This window comes from Pseudomonas sp. ARP3, from assembly GCF_001029595.1.
Lineage (GTDB): Bacteria > Pseudomonadota > Gammaproteobacteria > Pseudomonadales > Pseudomonadaceae > Aquipseudomonas > Aquipseudomonas rhodesiae.
Window position 1 is genome coordinate 136,781 of the sequence record NZ_LEKF01000001.1, and the last position, 21,504, is coordinate 158,284.

Below are 21,504 nucleotides of genomic sequence, written 5' to 3' on the forward strand. Positions count from 1 at the left end.
CCTCAGGCCATCTGCGCGACAGGGGCGGCTTCGACAGGTTGTGCCGAGCGCACGGTGCGCCATGTGTTGTAAGCCATCAGCAACATGCCGCTGAGGAACACCGCGCCGCCCACCAGCCGCACGATGAAGCCTGGGTGGCTGGCCACCAGGGTCTCGACGAAGGAGTAGGTCAAGGTGCCGTCGTCGTTGATCGCACGCCACATCAGGCCTTGGGCAATGCCGTTGACCCACATCGAGGCGATGTAGAGCACGGTGCCGATGGTGGCCAGCCAGAAGTGCGCGTTGATCAGGCCAAGGCTGTACATCTGCTCGCGGCCGAAGACTTTCGGGATCATGTGATACAGCGCGCCGATGGAGATCATCGCCACCCAACCGAGAGCGCCGGCGTGTACGTGGCCGATGGTCCAGTCGGTGTAGTGGGAGAGCGAGTTGACGGTCTTGATCGCCATCATCGGACCTTCGAAGGTCGACATGCCGTAGAACGCCAGGGACACCACCAGGAAGCGCAGGATCGGGTCGCTGCGCAATTTATGCCAGGCGCCCGAGAGGGTCATCATGCCGTTGATCATGCCGCCCCAGCTTGGCGCCAGCAGAACCAGCGACATCACCATGCCCAGGGACTGTGCCCAGTCCGGCAGTGCGGTGTAGTGCAGGTGGTGCGGACCGGCCCAGATATACAGGGTGATCAGCGCCCAGAAGTGCACGATGGACAGGCGATAGGAGTACACCGGACGCTCGGCTTGCTTGGGCACGAAGTAATACATCATGCCGAGGAAACCGGCGGTGAGGAAAAAGCCTACCGCGTTGTGCCCATACCACCACTGCACCATGGCATCCGTCGCACCGCCGTACAGCGAGTAGGACTTGGTCAGGCTGACCGGGATTTCCAGGTTGTTGACGATATGCAGGATGGCCACGGTGATGATGAACGCACCGAAGAACCAGTTACCGACGTAGATGTGCTTGGTGTTGCGCTTGGCCACGGTGCCGAAGAACACAATGGCGTAGGCCACCCAGACGATGGTGATCAAGATGTCGATCGGCCATTCCAGCTCGGCGTATTCCTTGGAGCTGGTGTAGCCCAGCGGCAAGGTGATTGCGGCGAGCAGGATCACCAGTTGCCAGCCCCAGAAGCAGAACGCGGCGAGCTTCGGCGCGAACAGCTGGGTCTGGCAGGTGCGCTGCACCGAGTAGAAGGAGCTGGCGAATAGCGCACAGCCACCGAACGCGAAGATCACCGCGTTGGTATGCAATGGGCGTAAACGGCCAAAGCTGGTCCAGGGCAAATCGAAGTTGAGCGCGGGCCAAACCAATTGGGCGGCGAGAAAAACCCCGAGCCCCATGCCGACGATGCCCCACACCACCGTCATAATGGCGAATTGGCGGACCACCTTGTAGTTATAGGCGGTACTTAATGTAGTGTTCATGGTTCCCCATCCACGGTTCAACCCAAGCCGAGCGGCACTTGGGCTGGAGTTATAGGCAGACTAAATAGCGAGGCAAGCATGGGCAAAGAGCACAAGGCCAGTATTGACGGGGATCAATGGGCGCAGTGTGCGCGGGAACATGGCTGGTTGTGGAATGTCGCGTCCAACGCGCCCTCGGGCGGGCCGATCACGCTGATCCTGGCCCACGGCGCCGGCGCGCCAATGGACTCAACCTTTATGAACGACATGGCTGCACGCCTTGCCGCACAAGGCGTGAACGTGTTGCGCTTCGAGTTTCCCTATATGGCTCAGCGCCGGCTCGACGGCGGCAAACGCCCACCTAACCCGGCACCGAAACTGCTGCAGGCCTGGCGTGAGGTGTATGCCGAGGTGCGGCGTCATGTCGCTGGGTCTGTGGCCATCGGTGGCAAGTCCATGGGCGGGCGCATGGCCAGTCTGGTGGCCGACGAACTGGGCGCCGATGGGTTGGTGTGCCTGGGGTATCCGTTTTATGCAGTGGGCAAGCCGCAGAAGCCTCGGGTCGAACATTTGGCCGAGCTGAAGACCCCGACCTTGATCGTGCAAGGTGAGCGCGATGCTTTGGGTAATCGGGCCGCGGTAGAGACTTATGCGTTATCGCCAAGCATCGAGGTGATGTGGCTGGAGGCGGGGGACCATGACTTGAAGCCATTGAAGGCTTCGGGGTTTACGCATGAGCAGCATTTGGAGGCTGCGGCCGTGCAGGTGGCTGAGTTTCTCAGCGTCTGTTAGGGCCAATCGGGAGCAAGCCCCCTCCCACATTCGACCGCATTCCAAGGGATGTACGCGGTTAACTGTGGGAGGGGGCTTGCTCCCGATAGCGGCCTATCGGTTGAAACGTTCGACCAAGGAATACTGGCTATTAGCTGTATGGGTCAGGTCTTCACTCAATTGCGCCGAGTTCAGTGCCTGTTCCGAGGTTTGATCGGCCAGCAGTGCAATGGTGCTGATATTGCGGCTGATCTCCTCAGCCACCGAGCTTTGCTCCTCGGTCGCGGCGGCGATCTGGCTGGTCATATCGGTGATGTGCGCCACCGCTTCGCTGATGCCCACCAGTGCCTGATCCGCTTCCATTACCCGTGCCACGCCTTCTTCGGCCTGGCGATGCCCGGCATCCATGGTCTGCACGGCCGCGCTGGCGGTTTGTTGCAGCTTGGCGATCAAGGTATGGATCTGCCCGGTAGACTCGGCGGTACGTTGCGCCAGTTGGCGAACCTCGTCGGCCACTACGGCAAAGCCTCGACCCATTTCACCGGCACGCGCCGCTTCAATGGCGGCGTTCAGCGCCAGCAGGTTGGTCTGGTCGGCAATGCCTTTGATCACATCGACCACGCCACCGATTTCATCGCTGTCCTTGGCCAGTTGGGTCACGGTGACACCGGTTTCACCCACGGCGGTGGACAAGCGCTGAATCGCCTCGCGGGTTTCCCCGGCGATATCGCGGCCGCGACCGGTCAGGCGATTGGCTTCCTGGGTGGCATCGGCGGTGCGCTGCACGTGGCTGGCCACTTCCTGGGTGGTCGCGGCCATCTGGTTGACTGCGGTGGCCACTTGCTCGGTTTCGACGCGTTGGCGTTCCAGGCTGCTGGAGCTGTTGTGCGCCAGGGTATTGGACTGCGACGCCTGATCGTTGAGGTGCTCGGCAGTGTCCTGCAAGCGGGTCAGACACGTCCTCAGACGCGCCTCCTGGCTGAGGATCGACATCTCCAGACGCGCCTGGGCGCCACGGCTGTCGGTGTACATCTGCGCGATCAACGGGTCGGACGTGGTCTGCTCGGCCAGGCGCAGCAGGCGCTTGAGGCCGCGCTGTTGCCAGCTCAGGCCCAGCAGGCCCAAGGGCACCGACAGCGCCGCGGCCAAGGCAAAACCCCAGTGGGAGTTAAGCCAGGCCCCGATCATAAAGCTCAATTGGCTCACCAGAATAAAAGGCACCCAGTCCTGTAGCACCGGTAGCCACTTGTCGCGCCGTGGAATCGCCGACTTGCCCTGGTTGATGCGTTGGTAGAGCGCTTCGGCCCGGCGGATCTGCTCGGCGGTGGGTTTGACCCGCACCGATTCGTAGCCGACCACCTGGTTGCCATCGAAAATCGGCGTTACATAGGCGTTCACCCAGTAATGATCGCCGGTCTTGCAGCGGTTCTTGACAATGCCCATCCATGGCAAGCCTTGTTTGAGCGTCGTCCACATGTGCGCGAACACTGCCGCCGGAACATCCGGGTGACGTACCAGGTTGTGCGGCGCGCGCAGCAGTTCTTCACGGCTGAACCCACTGATCTCGACAAACGCGTCGTTGCAGTAAGTGATCACGCCCTTGGCATCCGTGGTGGAGATCAACCGTTGCTGAGCGGGGAAGGTACGTTCGCGCTGGGTAACGGGCTGGTTATTACGCATGATTGTTCAATCCGCAAGGCTTTCAGGGGGTATCGACCGGCACGGGGGTTTATTTAACTTATTTTTGCAACAATCAACCGGCCAGCATCGGATAGGTAAACAAGCCGAAGTGAAGCAGGTTCAAGCCAAAGTGCGTGGCAATCGCCGCCCCGAGGCCGCCAAACCGGTATGCCAAGCCGTAACCGACCCCGGCAATGCTCGCCAGCAGCACCCAGTGCCACCCCGCCCCCAGGTGCACCAGGCCGAATAGCAGCGACGCCAACAACAGCGCGAGGTTGTCGCCATAGGGCAGGTGCTTGAAGCGCCGGCTCAAGCCGCCTTGAATGTAGCCACGGAACAGCGCTTCTTCCACCAGCGTGACCAACAGCAGATTATTGAGCACCCACAGCCACGCCGGATCCGGCCATTTCGGTGCCCAACTGATGATGCCAAGCAGCGCCGCGCCGCCCAGGGCCGCGATGGCGGTGAGGGTCAAGGCTAGGGCGGTGACACAGATCGACAGGCGCAACGCGCGCCGCGCCACGATCCAGGGGCAGGCCAGCAGCAGCCAGAAGCCGATCAGAGGTTTGTCCTGATTCAGGTACATCGAGAACGGCACTGCATCGGGGGTGAAGCGTTGCGGGTCGATCCCGCGGCCGTTATAGAAGCCCGGCAACCAATGCATCGCCAGGCCCAGCGCCAATACGATAAACAGGCCGTGGCCCAGGTAGCGCGCCCAGGGTGTGCGTTGTTGGCGCACGGCGTAGCCGGCGACCAGCAGCAGGGCGACTGACACCAACGCCAGTGCACCCAATTGTCCGTAAACCAGGGCCATTACATAGCCGATGGAAAGCAGTGCCAGGTACAGCCAGGGCAGGGTCAGCATGGGGGGAATCCTTGAAAATACCGGGCGGCAGTATAACGACCGTCCCTGGCTCCCCGCATGAAACCTGCCTACAAGGTCTTGGCCAGTTTCCCTACCCGTAATACCAGCCACAGCGCGCCCGCGATCAACACCCCACCATATAGATGAGCCATGGACAGCGGTTCATCCAGCAATAAGGCGCCCCACAGCACGCCAAACGGCGGGATCAGGAATGTGGTGGTCATCGAGCGCACCGGCCCGATGGCCGTCAGCAAGCGGAAGTACAGCACGTAGGCAAACGCCGTACACACCAACCCGAGCCCCAGCAGCGATGCCCAGACCTGCCAACCGCCCCAACTGGCCGGTGGCTGATATAGGGCACTGACGGCGAAGAATGGCAGTAGAAACAAGGTCGCGCCGAGCATGCTGCCTAGAGCGGCGAGGCGGCTGTCCAGGCCGCCGCGTCGATCCAGCCAGCGGCGTGCCAGGAACCCGGCAAAGCCATAGCAGGTGGTGGCCAGCAGGCAGGCGAGGGCACCCATCAGCAGGGGCAGGTCGAATGCCACCGGCCCGGCGCGGGTCAGCACGGCCACGCCCAGCAGGCCCAGGCACACGCCGGCGATTTTCGAGGGGGTCAGGCGTTCGCTGAAGAACAACCCGCCGATCAACACGCCCATCAGCGGCGTGGTGGCGTTGAAAATCGCCGAATAACCGGCCGGCAGCACTTGGGCGGCCACCGAGTACATGGTGGCGGGGATCCCGGAATTGATCACCCCCAGCAGCAGGACAGTTCTGAATTTACCCTGGAAATCCCATTTCACCCGCATCACGGCCAGCATCACCAGCAAGCCGGCGGCGGCGATCGATACGCGGAAGAACGCGGTGGGCAGCGTACCGATTTCCGGCGCAATGATGCGCATAAACAAGAAACTCGCGCCCCAGATAGCGGCCAGTCCCAGCAGGTAGAGGGTGTCGACAGGTCTCACGGAAAACTTCCTACGCGAATAAGCCGGCGAGTGTTGCCCAGCGGCCTGCGCGGCACAATCCCTGATTACAGTGACGGCAGGGTGCGCACTGGTTTTTTGTCTGATTGAATCCAACTGCGCCGAAAATCCTTCTTCTCCTGGGTTCCCGCACTGGCTAAGCTCAGGGCTTCCCGATGCCCGTTCGAGGTTTCCCGCATGTCGCAGCCCACGCCCGCCCTTGCCATCGCCCGCACCATCCTTGAGGGCTTCGATGACTACCGCGAACACTTTCGTCAGATCACCGATGGTGCGCGCGAGCGTTTCGAAAAGGCCCAATGGCAGCTGGGCCAAGCGGCATCGGCGGCGCGGATCAACCTGTATGAAGAAAAGGTCGGCGAAGTCACCACGCGGCTGCGCGCTGGGTTCGAGGCCGCCGATCTGCTGGACATCGACCTGTGGCCTCTGGTGAAAAGCGCCTATATCGGCCTGATCGACCTGCGTTTCGACGATGAATTGTCCGAGACCTGGTACAACTCGATCTTCTGCGGCCTGTTCAGCCACGACCTGATCAGCGACGGCTGCATGTTTATCCACACCACCCGGCCCAGCCTGCGCCGCGCGCGGGCGGCGCAAACCCGTGTCTACGCGCCCGCCGGGCAGATTGCCGAGATGCTCGCGCAGATCGTCGAGGACTACCGCTTCAGCGAGCCCTACGCCGACCTGGCGGCCGACTTGCACCGACTCGAAGCCCAACTGCGGGAGAACTTGCCGGACTGGGTGTGCAAAGACCCGGACCTCAAAGTCGAGCTGTTTTCGTCGGTGCTGTACCGCAATAAAGGGGCCTACCTGGTCGGGCGCATCTATACCCGCGATGAGCAATGGCCGCTGGTGATTCCGCTGCTGCACCGCGAAGGGCAGGGCATCCGCATCGATGCGCTGATCACCGATGAGGCCGAGGTGTCGATCATCTTCTCGTTCACCCGTTCCTACTTCATGGTGGATGTGCCGGTGCCGGCGGAATTCGTCGGGTTTCTCAAGCGCATTCTGCCGGGCAAGCACATTGCCGAGTTGTACACTTCCATCGGTTTCTATAAGCACGGCAAGTCGGAGTTCTACCGCGCGCTGATCAACCACCTGGCCACCACGGACGACCAGTTCATCATGGCCCCCGGCGTGCGCGGCATGGTCATGAGCGTGTTCACCCTGCCGGGCTTCAACACCGTGTTCAAGATCATCAAGGACCGTTTCTCACCGTCGAAAAACGTCAACCGCGCCACCGTGATCGAAAAGTACCGCCTGGTTAAAAGCGTCGACCGCGTGGGGCGCATGGCCGATACCCAGGAGTTCGCCGATTTTCGCTTTCCTTTGAGTAAGTTCGACCCTGATTGCCTGGCCGAACTGCTGGACGTGGCCGCCGGGACTGTCGAAGTGGAAGGCGACACCGTGCTGATCCGCCACTGCTGGACCGAACGGCGCATGACCCCGCTCAACCTCTACCTGGAAAATGCCAACCCCGCACAGGTACGCGAAGCCCTGGAAGATTACGGCCTGGCCATCAAGCAGTTGGCGGCGGCGAATATTTTCCCCGGTGACATGCTGCTCAAGAACTTCGGCGTCACCCGTCACGGCCGCGTGGTGTTCTACGACTACGACGAAATCTGCTTTCTCACCGAGGCCAACTTCCGCCACATTCCCGCCCCGCGTACACCCGAGGATGAAATGGCCTCCGAGCCCTGGTACTCCATCGGGCCGCTGGACGTGTTCCCGGAGGAGTTCCCGCCGTTCCTGTTTGCCGACATCGGCCAGCGCAAGCTATTCAATGAACTGCATGGCGAGTTGTACAACGCGGATTATTGGAAGGGCCTGCAAGAGGCGATTCGGGCGGGGAAGGTGATCGATGTGTTTCCTTACAGGAGAAAGGGCCAGCCGTAAGTTTCAAGCGGCCCTTGCTGGCCGCTTGAAGCTTGCCGCTAACCCCCGCTTTTCTGCCACAATCGGCGCCCTGCATAAATAGACGGCCCTCACGTACCAGATGACTGACCAAGCGCCCACTATCGACCAACTGCTCAAAAACCTCGATCACGCCATGCTCGCCGACCGCCACCGCTTGCGCCGGCAGTTGCTTGAGCTGCGCAAGAAACCCGACGAGGAAAAGTTGGCGCAGTGGGTCGCGCGCATGCAGGCCTCCTGTGCCCAGGTGACGGCGCGGCGCGCCAGCCTGCCAGTGATCCGCTATGACGACAGCCTGCCCATCGCCGCCAAGCGCGATGAGATCAAGGCCGCGCTGAGCAAGCACCAGGTGTTGATCATTGCCGGCGAAACCGGCTCGGGTAAGACCACCCAGCTGCCGAAGATCTGCCTGGAGATCGGTCGTGGCCAGTACGGCCTGATTGGCCATACCCAGCCACGCCGGATCGCTGCGCGTAGCGTGGCCAGCCGCGTCGCCGAAGAACTGGCCACGCCCCTCGGCGCGCTGGTCGGTTACCAGGTCCGTTTCGAAGACCAGAGCGACGCCAACACCCTGATCAAGCTGATGACCGACGGCATCCTGCTGGCGGAAACCCAGAACGACCGTTATCTGGAACGCTACGACACGATCATCGTCGACGAAGCCCACGAACGCAGCCTGAACATCGACTTCCTGCTCGGCTACCTCAAGACCCTGTTGCCGCGTCGCCCGGACCTCAAAGTGATCATCACTTCGGCCACCATCGACCTGGAGCGCTTCTCCAAGCACTTCGACGATGCGCCCATCGTGGAGGTCTCGGGTCGTACGTTCCCGGTGGAGACTTGGTACCGCCCGCTGACCCTGGAGCAGGACGAGGAGGGCAACCGTGTCGAGGACGACCTCACCGTCGACCAGGCGATCCTCGCCACCCTCGATGAAATCGCCGCCTACGAGCGCAGCGAACGGCGTAGCCCCGGCGACGTGTTGGTGTTCCTGCCGGGCGAGCGCGAGATTCGCGACGCCGCCGACATGCTGCGCAAGGCCCAGCTCAAGCACACCGAGATTCTGCCGTTGTATGCGCGCCTGTCGCCGGCCGAGCAGCAGCGGATTTTCCAATCCCATCCTGGCCGTCGCGTGGTGCTGGCGACCAACGTCGCGGAGACCTCGCTGACGGTGCCGGGCATTCGCTATGTGATCGACAGCGGCACGGCGCGCATCAGTCGCTACAGCTACCGCGCCAAGGTGCAGCGCCTGCCCATCGAAGCGATTTCCCAGGCCAGCGCCAACCAGCGTAAGGGCCGCTGCGGTCGGGTTGAGCCGGGCATCTGCGTGCGTTTGTACAGCGAAGAGGATTTTATCGGCCGTCCGGAATTCACCGACCCGGAAATCCTGCGCACCAACCTCGCCGCGGTGATCCTGCAAATGCTGCACCTGCGCCTGGGCGAAATTACCGACTTCCCGTTTATCGAACCGCCGGACGGCAAGGCCATCAGTGACGGTTTCAATCTGCTGCAAGAGCTGTCGGCGGTGGACCGAAACAGCCAGTTGACCCCACTGGGCCGCCAGTTGGCGCGCCTGCCGGTGGACCCGCGCATGGGCCGCATGCTACTGGAAGCGGCCAAGCTCGGCAGTTTGCAGGAAGTGCTGATCGTCGCCAGTGCCATGTCGATCCAGGACCCGCGCGAGCGCCCACCGGAGCGCCAACAGGCCGCCGACCAGGCCCACGCGCAGTGGAAAGACCCGGATTCGGACTTCGCCGGCTTGGTCAATCTGTGGCGCGGCTTTGAAGAGCAGCGCCAGGAACTGACCGCCAGCCCGCTGCGCAACTGGTGCCGCAAAAACTTCCTCAACTATTTGCGCCTGCGCGAGTGGCGCGACTCCCATCGGCAGTTGAGCCTGATTTGCCGCGATATGCAGTTGGCCATCAATAAAGACCCGGCGGACTACCCGAAACTGCACAAAGCCGTGTTGTCTGGTCTGCTCAGCCAGATCGGCCAGAAGACCGAAGACGGCGATTACCTCGGGGCGCGTCAGCGGCGCTTCTGGATCCACCCGTCCTCGGGCATCGGCAAAAAGCGCCCGCAATGGCTGATGACCGCCGAACTGGTGGAAACCACCAAGCTGTATGCGCGCATGGTGGCCAAGATCGACGCCGACTGGATCGAGCCGCTGGCCGGGCACTTGATCAAGAAGAACCACTTCGAGCCCCATTGGGAGAAGAAGCGCGGCCAGGTCGTGGCCTTTGAGCAAATCACCCTGTTCGGGCTGATTGTGGTCGGCCGCCGGCCGGTGCATTACGGCCCAGTCGACCCGGTCGTCTCACGGGAATTGTTTATCCGCGAAGGTCTGGTGCGCGGCGAGATTCAGTCCCGCGCCAGGTGCCTCAGCGCCAACCAGCGCTTGCTGGAGCAGCTCGACGAACTGGAAGCCAAGGCCCGCCGTCGCGATATCCTGGCCGACGAAGAAACCCTGTACGCCTTCTACGACGCGCGCTTGCCGGCGGAAATCCACCAGACCGCGACCTTCGACAGCTGGTACAAGATCAACAGCCAGAAAGATCCGCAATTGCTGATCATGCGCGAGGAGGACGTGCTGGCCCGCGAGGCCAGCGAAGTCACCGCCGCGCATTACCCCGACACCTTGCACTTGGGCAATCTGGCCCTGGCCTTGAGTTACCACTTCGAACCCAACCACCCGCGCGACGGTGTGACCTTGCGCGTGCCGGCGCCGCTGTTGCCGGCGTTGCCCGCCGAGCGCCTGGAATGGCTGGTGCCAGGTTTGATCGAAGCCAAGTGCATCGCGCTGGTGCGCAACCTGCCCAAAGCGTTGCGCAAGAACTTTGTGCCGGTGCCGGACTTCGTCAAGGCCGCGCTGCAACGTATCGAGTTCGGCCAGGGCTCGCTGCCCCAGGCGCTGGGGCGCGAACTGCTGCGCATGACCGGTGCGCGGGTCAGTGACGAAGCCTGGGCAGAAGCGGCGCAGCAGGTGGAAAACCACCTGAAGATGAATCTGGAAGTGGTCGACGGCCAGGGCAAGTTCCTCGGTGAAGGGCGCGACCTGGCCGAACTGACCGCACGCTTCGCCGAAGCCAGCCAAGCCGCGCTCGCCGTGCCGCAGACCGCGAAAAGCCAACAACCGGTGGAGGCCAAGGTGTTCGCGGCGGTGGCCGAGAAGACCCAGCAGAACATCGCCGGGCTGTCCATGACGGTGTACCCGGCGCTGGTGGAAGAGAACGGCACGGTCAAGGAAGGGCGTTTCTCAACCGCCGCCGAGGCAGAGTTCCAGCACCGTCGCGCTTTGCAGCGCCTCTTGATGCAGCAGCTGGCGGAACCGGCAAAATTCCTGCGCGGCAAGTTGCCTGGTCTTACCGAACTGGGGCTGATGTACCGCGAACTGGGGCGTATCGACGCTCTGGTCGAAGACATCCTGTTGGCCAGCCTCGACAGCTGTGTGTTGGAAGGCGAAGCCAGCCTGCCGCGCGACGGCGCCGGCCTGGCGGCCCTGGCCGAGCGCAAGCGCAGCGGCTGGACCGAACACGCCGAGCGCCTGGCGCGCCTGACCCTGGATGTGCTGAAACTCTGGCACGGCCTGCAAAAGCGCTTCAAAGGCAAGATCGATCTGGCCCAGGCCGTGGCGTTGAACGACATCAAACAGCAACTGAGCAACCTGGTGTACCCAGGCTTCGTACGTGAAACGCCGGCGCAATGGTTCAAGGAACTGCCGCGCTACCTCAAGGCCATCGAATTGCGTCTGGAGAAGCTACCGAGCCAGGTACAGAAAGATCGAGTGTGGAGCGGTGAACTCAGCGGCCTGTGGACGCAGTACCAGAACCGCCTGAACAAACACACCCAAGAAGGCAAGCGCGACCCGCAACTGGAGCTGTACCGTTGGTGGCTGGAGGAATACCGCGTGTCACTGTTTGCCCAACAGCTTGGAACCAAGGTGCCGATTTCCGACAAGCGATTGAGCAAGCAGTGGAGCCTGGTCGAGGCCTGATCCCTTTTTCGGTCAGCCAGGCAGGCAGATTAAAATAGTAGAGGGGGCGTGGCGCCTCTCCTATTGAAACCCGCTGGCAGATGGCGCCAAATCCCGGTGTTTGTGGCAAACTTCGCCGCTATAAATGCCGGGATCGTCGCAGAAGTCTGCGGCGCGATGGAATAAAGCGATGCCAGTTTGGTGTCCGCGGTGCGGAATCGGACTACTTACAGTTTGGTACGACGGTACCAATATCTTCTGCCTGACAGATTTAGAGGAACGACCGTGCATAACGTCGTCATCAGCGGCACTGGCCTGTACACCCCGGCCAACAGCATCTCCAACGAAGAGCTGGTGCAGTCTTTCAATACCTACGTGCATCAGTTCAACAGCGACAACGCCGCCGCCATCGAGCGCGGCGATGTGCAAGCGCTGACCGAGTCCAGCGCGGCCTTTATCGAGAAAGCATCGGGTATCAAAAGCCGCTTCGTGATGGACAAGGACGGCATTCTCGACCCCCAGCGCATGACCCCGAGCCTGCCGGAGCGCAGTAACGACGAGTGGTCGGTGCTCTGCCAGATGGCCGTCGGTGCCGCTGAACAGGCCCTGCAACGCGCCGGTAAGACCGCCGCCGACATCGACGGTGTGATCGTCGCCTGCTCCAACCTGCAGCGCGCTTACCCGGCCATCGCCATTGAAGTCCAGGAAGCCCTGGGTATCGCAGGCTTTGGTTTCGATATGAACGTGGCCTGTTCTTCCGCTACGTTCGGCATCCAGAATGCCGCCAACAGCATCCAGCTGGGCCAGGCCCGGGCGATCCTGATGGTCAACCCGGAAGTTTGCACCGGTCACCTGAACTTTCGTGACCGCGACAGCCATTTCATCTTCGGCGATGCCGCCACGGCGGTGATCCTGGAGCGTGCCGACCTGGCCACCTCCGAGCATCAATTCGACGTGGTAAGCACCAAGCTGCTGACCAAGTTCTCCAACAACATCCGCAACAACTTCGGCTTTCTCAATCGCGCGGCGCCGGAAGGCATCGGTGCGCCGGACAAGCTGTTCGTGCAGGAAGGCCGCAAGGTGTTCCGCGACGTATGCCCGATGGTCGCTGAGCTGATTGGCGTGCACCTGCAAGAAAACCAGCTGAATGTGGCGGATGTGAAGCGCTTCTGGCTGCACCAGGCCAACCTGAGCATGAACCACCTGATCGTGAAGAAACTGCTGGGCCGCGAAGCCACGGTGCAAGAGGCGCCGGTGATTCTCGATACCTACGCCAACACCAGTTCGGCCGGTTCCGTGATTGCGTTTCACACTTACCAGGACGACTTGCCCAAGGGCTCGGTTGCCGTGCTCAGTTCGTTCGGCGCGGGTTATTCGATCGGCAGTGTCATCCTGCGCAAGCGCTGAATAACCGGAGTCTTTAATGGCTGCAGCGGACGACGCGCACCTGCTTGAACGCCTGCTCAAGGGCGAGCAGCAGGCTTACAAAGAACTGGTTAGCACCTATCAGAGCGCGATGCGGGCGGTGGCTTATGCCATCGTCGGCCAGCGCCATGCCGATGAAGTGGTACAGGACGCCTGGCTGTCGGTGGTGCGCAACCTGGCGAAGTTCGAGGGGCGTTCCAGCCTCAAGACCTGGTTGCTGACCATCACCGCCAATGCCGCCAAGGGCCGTTACAAGCAGAATCGTCGGGAGGTGCTGCTCGACGATTTGCCTTCGCCCCACGGCACCATCGGCGACGACCGTTTCAGCCCCGATGACGGTCACTGGGCCGTCGCCCCTTATGCCTGGCACCAGGACACGCCGGAGGCGTTACTCACCGAGGACGAGCTGCGCGACTGCCTGGAACATACGTTGCTGAGCTTGTCCGAGCTGCAAAGCAGTGTGTTGGTCTTGCGCGAACGCCAGGGCCTGGCGTTGGAAGAAATCTGTAATCTGCTGACCCTCTCGCTCTCCAATGTGCGAGTGCTGTTGCATAGGGCACGGCTTAAAGTCTTCGCCACGGTGGAGCATTTTGAGGAAACCGGCGAATGCTGACCTGTAAAGAACAAGTGGCACGTTCCAGTGATTATCTCGATGGGCAATTGACCTTTCGCGAGCGCCTGATGGTGCGTCATCACTTGATGTTCTGCGCGAACTGCCGCCGGTTTATCCGCCAGATGCGCCTGATGCAAGCCACCTTGAAGATGATGCCCGACGCGCCGGTCAAGAATGTGGATGCCTTGGCGCAGAGGCTCGCTGACGAGCGGCGCAAGGATCGCAAAGACGGGAAATAAACAGGCTCGCGTGGGTGAGCCGAACGGATGATGGGGATCGCCCCGCCCACGCCAGACTGTGACAACCACCTCGGGCCTTCCTGGCCCAAGGCTTACAACGCCTAGCTTCAGAACTTGGCTTCGGCATCCAACTGCAGGGTGTTGGTGTCGGCGTCGCGCTGGGTACGGCTGGAGAAATCCGCCTTGGTCAGGAAGTACGTGGCACCGACCGCGAAGTTCTTGTCGATGTCGTAACCCACTTTGAACTTGTGACCGCGCGAACCGGTGGTGCCGTTGGCGAAGTCCGAGTCGGTGAAGGCGCCGACCACGGCGTTACGCTGGGTGTCGCGGTAGTTGTAGTCCAGGTTGAAACCGAACACCTTGGACTTGGCGCCCAGCAACCAGGCGGTGTCCTGATCGGTGGAGGCGTCGTTGTTTTTCACGTATTGACCGTACAGCGACAGCGGTACGGCCAGGCCGCCGATGTCCAGTTGGCTGAAACCTTCGTACAGGCGGAACTCTTCGTTGGCCGAATTACCGTTGACCGCCAGCGCGCACGGCGTGGTGGTCGTGGTGCAGCGGCTGTCCTCATCGTTCTGATAGGCGTAGACGCTGCCGCCCACGGTCAGTTTCAGGTTGTCGGTCAGCGAGAAACGCGAGCCCAACTGGCCGGCGGTCAGGCGCAGGTCGTGGCGGAATTGCACGCCGTCGCCGTCGACGTTGTCTTTGAGGTTGTAGTTACCGATGCTGCCGAACAGCTCGGCGCTGCTGCCCAGCGGGTACTTGTAGGTCAGGGCCAGGCCTTCAGGGTTGATATCGCTATCCCAGATCACATCGCCCATGTTGACCCACGGTTGCAGCATCTTGCCGCCGATCACGTGCAGGTTCTTGATCTGGTCGGGGTGGTAGTCGATGTAGCCCAGGTCCAGCCAGATCGACTTCTTGTCGAAGTAGCCATCCTGATCCTGGTTGGTGGAGCGCGCATCGTCGCCGCCACCGGTGGCGATACGGATGCCGGTGTCCACTTGCGGGTTGATCTCGGTGTAAGCGCCCAGGCGGGCACGGATGCGCTGACGATCCTTGTCACGCCCGCCGTTGTTGGGTTCGCCGTCGATCTTGATGGTTTCCTGGCGGAAGCGTACATCACCCTTGAACTGCGTCTTGGCGGCCCAGGCCAGCTTCTGGTCGAACACGCTCAGTTCGTTGGCTTTCTTGGCGGTGGCCGCGATCTGTTCGTTGGTCTCTTGTTGAGCTTGCCGTGCGATCTGCTGTTCTTTCTGGTCTTTGGCCAACTCGGTTTGCAGTTCGGTGTACTGCGCCGCAGTGATCTGGCCGTTGGCCTTGAGCATGTCGAGCAATTTAGCGTCGACTGCGGCGCTGGCCGGAACGCTCAAGGCCAGCAACAGGCCGCCACACAGGACCGCCGCAGTTTTAGTGGAAGCAAGACGCATATCAATCTCCGAAAGTGGGGAGGGATGGCAAACCATCCAGGACACAACCGACCGTTGACGGACGGAAAAAAATAACCGCCTGCTAGAACCAGGCGCTCTAAAAACAGGCGTCAGTATCGCGGTGGTTTATGACGGAACAGTGGCAAAGTAATGTCATGTCGGTGACAAATTGTTCGGGCGTGGAACTATTGGTTTAGAGCCTTGTCCGGCGATTCAAGGGTGTGCTGGTCGCGGCGATAAGCGATACTCGCGAAGCTTTCACGCCATGATGTAGTGAGGATGCCGATGCCGTTGCAACGCCTGGACAGCCTGTCCGAAATCGCCCCGCAGACATGGGATGCGCTGCTACCGAGCGCCCAGCCCTTTGTGCGACATGCCTTCCTCAGCGCTTTGGAGGACAGTGCCAGCCTGGGCCCGCAGTCAGGCTGGCAAGCGGAGCATTTGCTGCACTGGGAGGGCGATCGACTGGTGGCGGCGCTGCCCGGTTATCGCAAATGGCATTCCTATGGCGAGTACGTGTTCGATCACGGCTGGGCCGATGCCTGTGAGCGCGCCGGTATCGATTACTACCCCAAACTGCTGGTAGGCGTGCCGTTCAGCCCGGTAAGCGGCCCGCGTTTGCTAGCCGCCAGCGTCGAGGATGGTTTCGAGCTGCTCAACAGCCTGCCCGGTTACCTGGAAATCGAAGGGCTCTCCAGCGCGCATATCAACTTTACCGACGGGTTGGCTGATGAGGCCTTGGCCGGCCAACCGGGCTGGTTGCAGCGCCTGGGTTGTCAATTCCACTGGCAGAACCGCGGCTACCGCGACTTTCAGGATTTCCTCGACGCCCTGAGCTCGCGCAAACGCAAGCAGATGCGTAAGGAGCGCGAGCAAGTGGCGGGGCAGGGCATCGAGTTCGAATGGCTGCAAGGCCACGAACTGAGCGAGGCGCAGTGGGATTTTGTCTACGCCTGTTACGCCAACACCTATGCAGTCCGTCGCCAGGCGCCGTACCTGACTCGCGCCTTTTTCAGCCTGCTGGCCGAACGTATGCCCGAGGCAATCCGCGTGGTACTGGCCAAGCAGGGCACACGCCCAGTGGCCATGGCTTTCAGCCTGATCGGCGGCGACAGCTTCTACGGCCGCTACTGGGGCTGCCTGGCGGAATTCGACCGCCTGCATTTCGAAACCTGTTTCTACCAGGGCATGGACTACGCCATCGCCCAAGGCCTGCAACGTTTCGACGCCGGTGCCCAGGGTGAGCACAAACTGATCCGTGGGTTCGAGCCGGTGATCACGCGGTCATGGCACTACCTGCGGCATCCGGGCTTGAAAAAGGCGGTGGAGGATTTTCTCGAGCGCGAACGGGTAGGCGTTTTGGCCTATGCCGAAGAAGCGAGGGCGGCGCTGCCGTATCGGCAGGCGTAAGCCGTTCGTCCGCGTCGCGGCAAACGAACTGTAAAATTGGCTATTTTGTATGTACAAAAGTACATACAGGCATTGCCATGCGTTTTGAATGGGATGAATCAAAAAACAAGGTCAATATTTCCAAGCACGGAATCGATTTCAATGACGTACCCGATATTTTTCGCCATCCGATGCTGGCCTTGCGCGATGATCGAGCGGATTATGGGGAAGAGCGTTGGATCTGTATTGGCTGGATAAAACGGTTAATGGGTGTAGTCGTATACACCGAGCGGTGTGGTGATGTGATTCGTATCATCTCCGCCCGAAAGGCAACTTAGAAGGAGGCCAAATACTATGACGCAAACATCCAAAACTGATTGGGAGCGCCTGGCCAAGATGAAAGATAAAGAAATCGATACCAGCGACATCCCTGAGCTGGACGCCGAATTTTTCCGACGTGCGGAGTTACGTGTGCCTGTAAAACAGGCGGTGACTATTCGGCTGGATGCTGACGTTCTTGAGTGGTTCAAAGGTCAGGGTACGGGCTACCAGACACGGATCAACCAATTGTTGCGTCAATACATGCAGGCCCATCAGGGTTAAGTCAGCCTCTATTGAATGCAGCCCTGCCCTGTATCGGCAGGGCTGCCCCGGCCCATCGTGGTATGGGGGCGTCAGGCTGGAGGCTCCTTACCCAACCATCCGTAAATAAAACCGCCGATCGCCGCACCCAGCAACGGCGCCAGCCAGAACAACCACAACTGCTGGATCGCCCACCCACCCACGATCAGCGCCGGGCCTGTGCTGCGCGCCGGGTTGACCGAGGTGTTGGTCACGGGAATGGAGATCAGGTGGATCAGGGTCAAAGCCAGGCCGATGGCGATGGGCGCCAGGCCCTTGGGGGCGCGTGGGTCGGTGGCGCCGAGGATGATCACCAGGAACATCGCCGTCATCACCAGCTCACTGACGAACCCCGCCGCCAGCGAATAGCCGCCGGGTGAGTGCTCGCCATACCCGTTGGCAGCCAGCCCCGACGCCAATTCGAAGCCTGGCTTGCCGCTGGCGATCATATACAACAATGCCGCCGCGACTACGCCGCCTATGACCTGGGCGATGATATAGGCCGGTAACTCCTTGGCCGGAAACCTCCCGCCGACCACCAAGCCCACCGTCACGGCTGGGTTGAGGTGACAACCGCTGATATGGCCGATGGCGACCGCCATGGTCAACACCGTCAGCCCGAACGCCAGGGAAACCCCCAGCAACCCGATCCCAACCGCCGGGAACGCTGCGGCCAATACCGCGCTGCCGCACCCACCCAACACCAGCCAAAACGTACCCAGCCCCTCTGTGACTGAACGCTTGAACAAAGACATGAAACCCGTCCTTGATAGATCGCTCTACCGAATCAGTAAATCAGTGATGCTCCCTGCAGATTTACTTCAGCGCCCGTCTGGGCACTGCACTGAATTACAGCATGGTCAGCGCAAAGTGCCAGGCGGACGGTGCAACCAGCGTTGTGTTCAGTCGATACCGACGAAGCCACCGGTTTGATGCTGCCATAGCCGCGCATACAGCCCGCCATGGGCCAACAGTTCGGTATGGCTGCCGCTCTCGGCGATCCGGCCTTTCTCCAGCACCACCAAGCGGTCCATGCGGGCGATGGTCGACAGGCGGTGGGCAATCGCGATCACTGTTTTGCCTTGCATCAGGGTTTCCAGGCTTTCCTGGATCGCTGCTTCTACTTCCGAGTCCAGCGCCGAGGTGGCCTCGTCCATGATCAGGATCGGTGCATCCTTGAGCAGCACCCGCGCAATGGCGATGCGCTGGCGCTGCCCACCGGAGAGTTTCACCCCGCGTTCGCCGACGTGAGCGTCCAACCCGGTGCGGCCTTCGGAGTCTGACAGCAGTGGGATGAATTCATCGGCGCGGGCTTTGTGGATCGCGCTCCAGAGTTCTTCATCGGTGGCGTCAGGCTTGCCGTAGAGCAGGTTGTCGCGGATCGAGCGGTGCAGCAGCGAGGTGTCCTGGGTAATCATGCCGATCTGCTCGCGCAAGGTTTCCTGGGCCACCTCGGCGATGTTCTGGCCGTCGATCAGGATGCGCCCACCTTGCAGGTCGTACAGGCGCAGCAGCAGGTTGACCAAGGTCGATTTGCCCGCGCCGGACGGCCCGATCAGGCCGATTTTCTCCCCGGCCTTGATGGTCAGGTTCAGGCCGCCAATGATCCCGCTCTGTTTGCCGTAGTGGAAATCCACCTGCTCGAAGCGCACTTCGCCATGGGGCACGCTCAGGCGCGGGGCGTTTTCACGGTCGACCACGGCCAGCGGTTGGGCGATAGTCTTCAACCCGTCCTGCACCATGCCGATGTTTTCGAAAATACCGTTGACCACCCACATGATCCAGCCGGACATGTTGACGATGCGGATCACCAGGCCCGTGGCCAGGGCGATGGCGCCCACCGAGATCAGCGACTGCGTCCATAACCACAGGGCCAGGCCCGTGGTAGTGACGATCAACAGGCCGTTCATGGTGGTGATCGCGATGTCCATGCTGGTGACCACACGGCTGGCCAGCTGGGTTTTTTCGGTCTGCTCGATGATCGCTTCCTTGGCGTATTGCTGCTCGTACTGGGTGTGCGCGAACAGCTTCAAGGTGGCGATATTGGTGTAGCCATCGACGATGCGCCCCATCAGTTTGGAGCGCGCCTCGGAGGAAATCACCGAGCGCTCTTTGACCCGCGGCACGAAATACCGCAGCGCCAGGCTGTAGCAGATGATCCACGTCACCAGCGGGATCATCAGGCGCCAGTCCGCTTCGGCAAACAGCACCAGCGAGCTGATGGCATAAATCGCGACGTGCCAGATCGCATCCACCGCCGCCACAGCGGAATCGCGCAGCGAGTTGCCGGTTTGCATGATGCGCTGGGCGATCCGCCCGGCGAAGTCGTTCTGGAAGAAATTCAAGCTCTGTTTGAGCACGTAGCTGTGGTTCTGCCAGCGGATCAGGCTGGTCATGCCGGGGCTGATCGTTTGATGCACCAGCAGGTCATGCAGGGCGCCGAAGATCGGACGCAGCAACAGGGCGACCACGGCCATCCAGATCAGCTCGCTGCTGTGCTCCTGGAAAAAATTCGCCGGCGGCGTGCCCTGGGCCAGGTCGATGATGCGGCTCAGGTAGCTGAACAGCGCGACTTCGATCAGCGCACCGATCAGGCCCACCACCAGCAGGGCGGCAAAATGCGGCCACACTTGGCGCAGGTAGTAGAGGTAGAAGGGTAGGACTTTGTCAGGTGGTGCGGCGCTGGGCGCGTCGCGAAAAATATCGATCAGTTGTTCGAAACGACGATAGAGCATTGGGGTTGACGCCCGCCGAGCGGGCTCTCCTTTCAGGTGCGCGCACAGCCTTGTGGGCTGTGCGCGGAGCATCCTGCAGACGTCAGTCGATGCGCTTGGCCGACTTGATCACGACAGGGTCGATCGGCACGTTTTGCATGCCTTGCTTGTTGGTGGTCTGGGAGTTGACGATGATGTCGACCACGTCCATGCCCTTGACCACTTTGGCGAATACCGCGTAACCGGCGTCACGGCCTGGGTCGAGGAACGCATTGTCCGCCACGCTGATGAAGAATTGGCTGGTGGCCGAATCCGGGTTGGAGGTGCGTGCCATCGACAGCGTGCCACGCACGTTGTGCAGGCCGTTGCTGGCTTCGTTCTTGATCGGCGGCTGGGTGTCTTTCTGCTGCATCTGTGGAGTGAAACCCCCGCCCTGGACCATGAAACCCGGAATCACGCGATGGAAAATGGTGTTGGTGTAAAAGCCTTTGTCTACGTAGTCCAGGAAGTTTTTGGTACTGATCGGCGCCTTGACCGGGTCCAGTTCGACTTCAATGTCACCATTGGTGGTGGAGATCAAAACGTGCGGCGCCTTGGCCGGCTGGGCCGCCATCAAGTTGGCAGCGAACAGAACGGAACCGGCAAAGAAGGCGATTTTTTTCAGCATGGGTCAGTGATCCTGAGCAGTGGTGTCGACGGTCTTTAGAAATTCGAGCAGGGTTGCGTTAAAGACCTCGGGTTGATCCAAGGGCGTGGCATGGCGGGAATCTTCGATGACCACCAGTCGCGCATCGGGCAGCAGTTTTACATAGATTTGTTTTTGCGCCACAGGGGTGTAGTCGTGGTCGGCGCTGATGACCAGGGTTGGACAGGCGATGCTGGACAGTCGTTCCTGCACGCCCCAGCCCACAATGGCGTCGAAGCTGGCGAGATAAGCACGTTTGTCGTTTTTTGCCCAGCGTTCGGCCATCTTGCGCCGCAGGTCGGCCTGCTGCGGTTTGGGAAACAGCCGGTCACCGAGAGCCTTGCCGATGGTGTTCAGGCTGAGCACCCGGGCCAGCGTCCAGCGTTTGGTCCATTGCCAATAGTCATTGGCGCTGCGCAACTTGACCTCAGGCGCGCTGTTGACGATGCACAGGCTGCGGACGCTGCCGGGCTCGTCCACCGCCAACTGAAACGCAATCATGCCACCCATCGACAACCCCACCACATGGGCCGGCGGCAGGTCGAGGTGTTGGATCAGTGCGCTCAGATCGGCGCTGAAGCCAGGGATGCTGTAGCGTTCGCGAGGTTTGTCGGAGCGCCCATGGCCGCGTACATCTACCACGATCAGGCGGTAATGCCGGGACAGCACCGGCACCTGCAGCTCCCAGTCCTGGCTGCTGGAGCCCAGGCCATGAATCAAGATCAGTGGGGTGCCGTGGCCGTATTCCTCGTAGTGCAGGCTGCAGTCGTCATGGTCGAACCAGGGCATGCTTGAACTC

The 21,504-nt window shown here is 61.2% G+C and carries 18 protein-coding genes; 9 read left to right on the plus strand and 9 right to left on the minus strand.

Annotated features, from left to right (window positions below):
* Positions 1–2: 2 nt before the first annotated feature.
* Complete coding sequence (gene ccoN / locus ABX75_RS00615) at positions 3–1,427, minus strand: cytochrome-c oxidase, cbb3-type subunit I (RefSeq protein WP_034138921.1); 1,425 nt, start codon at positions 1,425–1,427, stop codon at positions 3–5.
* A 78-nt stretch (positions 1,428–1,505) separates the two neighbouring features.
* On the opposite strand from ccoN, the gene ABX75_RS00620 reads away from it, so the two are divergent.
* A complete protein-coding gene (locus tag ABX75_RS00620; protein WP_047881290.1) occupies positions 1,506–2,198 on the plus strand; it encodes an alpha/beta family hydrolase in 693 nt (230 codons plus the stop codon).
* A gap of 93 nt (positions 2,199–2,291) precedes the next feature.
* Here the strand turns inward: ABX75_RS00620 and ABX75_RS00625 are convergent, their stop codons facing one another.
* From ABX75_RS00625 to ABX75_RS00635, 3 genes are all read right to left on the minus strand, one after another.
* Positions 2,292–3,857: a PAS domain-containing methyl-accepting chemotaxis protein gene (locus ABX75_RS00625; protein WP_034099665.1), complete on the minus strand. Its 1,566-nt coding sequence runs from the start codon at positions 3,855–3,857 to the stop codon at positions 2,292–2,294.
* 73 nt (positions 3,858–3,930) lie between these two features.
* Complete coding sequence (locus tag ABX75_RS00630; RefSeq protein ID WP_034114789.1) at positions 3,931–4,722, minus strand: CPBP family intramembrane glutamic endopeptidase; 792 nt, start codon at positions 4,720–4,722, stop codon at positions 3,931–3,933.
* Positions 4,723–4,790: 68 nt separating this feature from the next.
* Positions 4,791–5,687 (minus strand): DMT family transporter, encoded by an 897-nt coding sequence (locus tag ABX75_RS00635; protein ID WP_034114788.1) that lies wholly within the window; start codon positions 5,685–5,687, stop codon positions 4,791–4,793.
* A 195-nt stretch (positions 5,688–5,882) separates the two neighbouring features.
* Between ABX75_RS00635 and aceK the strand changes: the two genes are divergently transcribed.
* The 5 genes from aceK to ABX75_RS00660 all read left to right on the plus strand — a co-directional run bounded on the left by aceK (position 5,883) and on the right by ABX75_RS00660 (position 13,866).
* Positions 5,883–7,598: a bifunctional isocitrate dehydrogenase kinase/phosphatase gene (aceK, locus tag ABX75_RS00640; RefSeq protein WP_034114787.1), complete on the plus strand. Its 1,716-nt coding sequence runs from the start codon at positions 5,883–5,885 to the stop codon at positions 7,596–7,598.
* 100 nt (positions 7,599–7,698) lie between these two features.
* Positions 7,699–11,610, plus strand: coding sequence for an ATP-dependent RNA helicase HrpA (gene hrpA / locus ABX75_RS00645; RefSeq protein ID WP_047881291.1), 3,912 nt, complete (start codon positions 7,699–7,701; stop codon positions 11,608–11,610).
* Positions 11,611–11,874: 264 nt separating this feature from the next.
* Positions 11,875–12,996 (plus strand): beta-ketoacyl-ACP synthase III, encoded by a 1,122-nt coding sequence (locus ABX75_RS00650; protein ID WP_034099658.1) that lies wholly within the window; start codon positions 11,875–11,877, stop codon positions 12,994–12,996.
* A 16-nt stretch (positions 12,997–13,012) separates the two neighbouring features.
* A complete protein-coding gene (locus ABX75_RS00655; RefSeq protein WP_034114785.1) occupies positions 13,013–13,627 on the plus strand; it encodes an RNA polymerase sigma factor in 615 nt (204 codons plus the stop codon).
* Entirely contained in the window at positions 13,621–13,866 is a 246-nt protein-coding gene (locus ABX75_RS00660) for a zf-HC2 domain-containing protein (protein WP_034099654.1), read from the plus strand. The genes ABX75_RS00655 and ABX75_RS00660 overlap by 7 nt, the downstream gene beginning before the upstream one ends.
* A gap of 107 nt (positions 13,867–13,973) precedes the next feature.
* Here ABX75_RS00660 and ABX75_RS00665 read toward each other — a convergent pair whose 3' ends face one another.
* Complete coding sequence (locus ABX75_RS00665; RefSeq protein ID WP_034099652.1) at positions 13,974–15,296, minus strand: putative porin; 1,323 nt, start codon at positions 15,294–15,296, stop codon at positions 13,974–13,976.
* 285 nt (positions 15,297–15,581) lie between these two features.
* Here ABX75_RS00665 and ABX75_RS00670 point away from each other — a divergent pair, with 285 nt between their 5' ends.
* The 3 genes from ABX75_RS00670 (at position 15,582) to ABX75_RS00680 (ending at position 17,288) form a co-directional block, all read left to right on the plus strand.
* A complete protein-coding gene (locus ABX75_RS00670; protein WP_047881364.1) occupies positions 15,582–16,706 on the plus strand; it encodes a GNAT family N-acetyltransferase in 1,125 nt (374 codons plus the stop codon).
* Positions 16,707–16,783: 77 nt separating this feature from the next.
* Positions 16,784–17,023: a BrnT family toxin gene (locus tag ABX75_RS00675; protein WP_047881292.1), complete on the plus strand. Its 240-nt coding sequence runs from the start codon at positions 16,784–16,786 to the stop codon at positions 17,021–17,023.
* Between the two features lie 16 nt (positions 17,024–17,039).
* Positions 17,040–17,288 carry a BrnA antitoxin family protein gene (locus ABX75_RS00680; protein ID WP_034114783.1) on the plus strand — a complete coding sequence of 83 codons (249 nt, stop codon included), beginning with the start codon at positions 17,040–17,042 and terminating at the stop codon, positions 17,286–17,288.
* A gap of 71 nt (positions 17,289–17,359) precedes the next feature.
* Here the strand turns inward: ABX75_RS00680 and aqpZ are convergent, their stop codons facing one another.
* The 4 genes from aqpZ to ABX75_RS00700 form a co-directional block, all read right to left on the minus strand.
* Positions 17,360–18,061 carry an aquaporin Z gene (gene aqpZ / locus ABX75_RS00685; protein WP_034099649.1) on the minus strand — a complete coding sequence of 234 codons (702 nt, stop codon included), beginning with the start codon at positions 18,059–18,061 and terminating at the stop codon, positions 17,360–17,362.
* A 147-nt stretch (positions 18,062–18,208) separates the two neighbouring features.
* Entirely contained in the window at positions 18,209–20,041 is a 1,833-nt protein-coding gene (locus tag ABX75_RS00690) for an ABC transporter ATP-binding protein (RefSeq protein ID WP_047881293.1), read from the minus strand.
* An 82-nt stretch (positions 20,042–20,123) separates the two neighbouring features.
* Positions 20,124–20,687, minus strand: a complete 564-nt coding sequence (locus tag ABX75_RS00695) for a peptidylprolyl isomerase (RefSeq protein WP_047881294.1) — start codon at positions 20,685–20,687, stop codon at positions 20,124–20,126.
* 3 nt (positions 20,688–20,690) lie between these two features.
* Positions 20,691–21,494 (minus strand): alpha/beta fold hydrolase, encoded by an 804-nt coding sequence (locus ABX75_RS00700; RefSeq protein WP_047881295.1) that lies wholly within the window; start codon positions 21,492–21,494, stop codon positions 20,691–20,693.
* Between the last annotated feature and the right edge of the window lie 10 nt (positions 21,495–21,504).

Excerpts from the sequence above, each read along its gene's own strand:
- ccoN (WP_034138921.1), bottom strand. The coding sequence starts at position 1,427 with ATGAACACTACATTAAGTACCGCCTATAACTACAAGGTGGTCCGCCAA.
- ABX75_RS00620 (WP_047881290.1), top strand. The coding sequence starts at position 1,506 with ATGGGCAAAGAGCACAAGGCCAGTATTGACGGGGATCAATGGGCGCAG.
- ABX75_RS00625 (WP_034099665.1), bottom strand. The coding sequence starts at position 3,857 with ATGCGTAATAACCAGCCCGTTACCCAGCGCGAACGTACCTTCCCCGCT.
- ABX75_RS00630 (WP_034114789.1), bottom strand. The coding sequence starts at position 4,722 with ATGCTGACCCTGCCCTGGCTGTACCTGGCACTGCTTTCCATCGGCTAT.
- aceK (WP_034114787.1), top strand. The coding sequence starts at position 5,883 with ATGTCGCAGCCCACGCCCGCCCTTGCCATCGCCCGCACCATCCTTGAG.
- hrpA (WP_047881291.1), top strand. The coding sequence starts at position 7,699 with ATGACTGACCAAGCGCCCACTATCGACCAACTGCTCAAAAACCTCGAT.
- ABX75_RS00655 (WP_034114785.1), top strand. The coding sequence starts at position 13,013 with ATGGCTGCAGCGGACGACGCGCACCTGCTTGAACGCCTGCTCAAGGGC.
- ABX75_RS00660 (WP_034099654.1), top strand. The coding sequence starts at position 13,621 with ATGCTGACCTGTAAAGAACAAGTGGCACGTTCCAGTGATTATCTCGAT.
- ABX75_RS00665 (WP_034099652.1), bottom strand. The coding sequence starts at position 15,296 with ATGCGTCTTGCTTCCACTAAAACTGCGGCGGTCCTGTGTGGCGGCCTG.
- ABX75_RS00670 (WP_047881364.1), top strand. The coding sequence starts at position 15,582 with ATGCCGTTGCAACGCCTGGACAGCCTGTCCGAAATCGCCCCGCAGACA.
- ABX75_RS00675 (WP_047881292.1), top strand. The coding sequence starts at position 16,784 with ATGCGTTTTGAATGGGATGAATCAAAAAACAAGGTCAATATTTCCAAG.
- ABX75_RS00680 (WP_034114783.1), top strand. The coding sequence starts at position 17,040 with ATGACGCAAACATCCAAAACTGATTGGGAGCGCCTGGCCAAGATGAAA.
- aqpZ (WP_034099649.1), bottom strand. The coding sequence starts at position 18,061 with ATGTCTTTGTTCAAGCGTTCAGTCACAGAGGGGCTGGGTACGTTTTGG.
- ABX75_RS00690 (WP_047881293.1), bottom strand. The coding sequence starts at position 20,041 with ATGCTCTATCGTCGTTTCGAACAACTGATCGATATTTTTCGCGACGCG.
- ABX75_RS00695 (WP_047881294.1), bottom strand. The coding sequence starts at position 20,687 with ATGCTGAAAAAAATCGCCTTCTTTGCCGGTTCCGTTCTGTTCGCTGCC.
- ABX75_RS00700 (WP_047881295.1), bottom strand. The coding sequence starts at position 21,494 with ATGCCCTGGTTCGACCATGACGACTGCAGCCTGCACTACGAGGAATAC.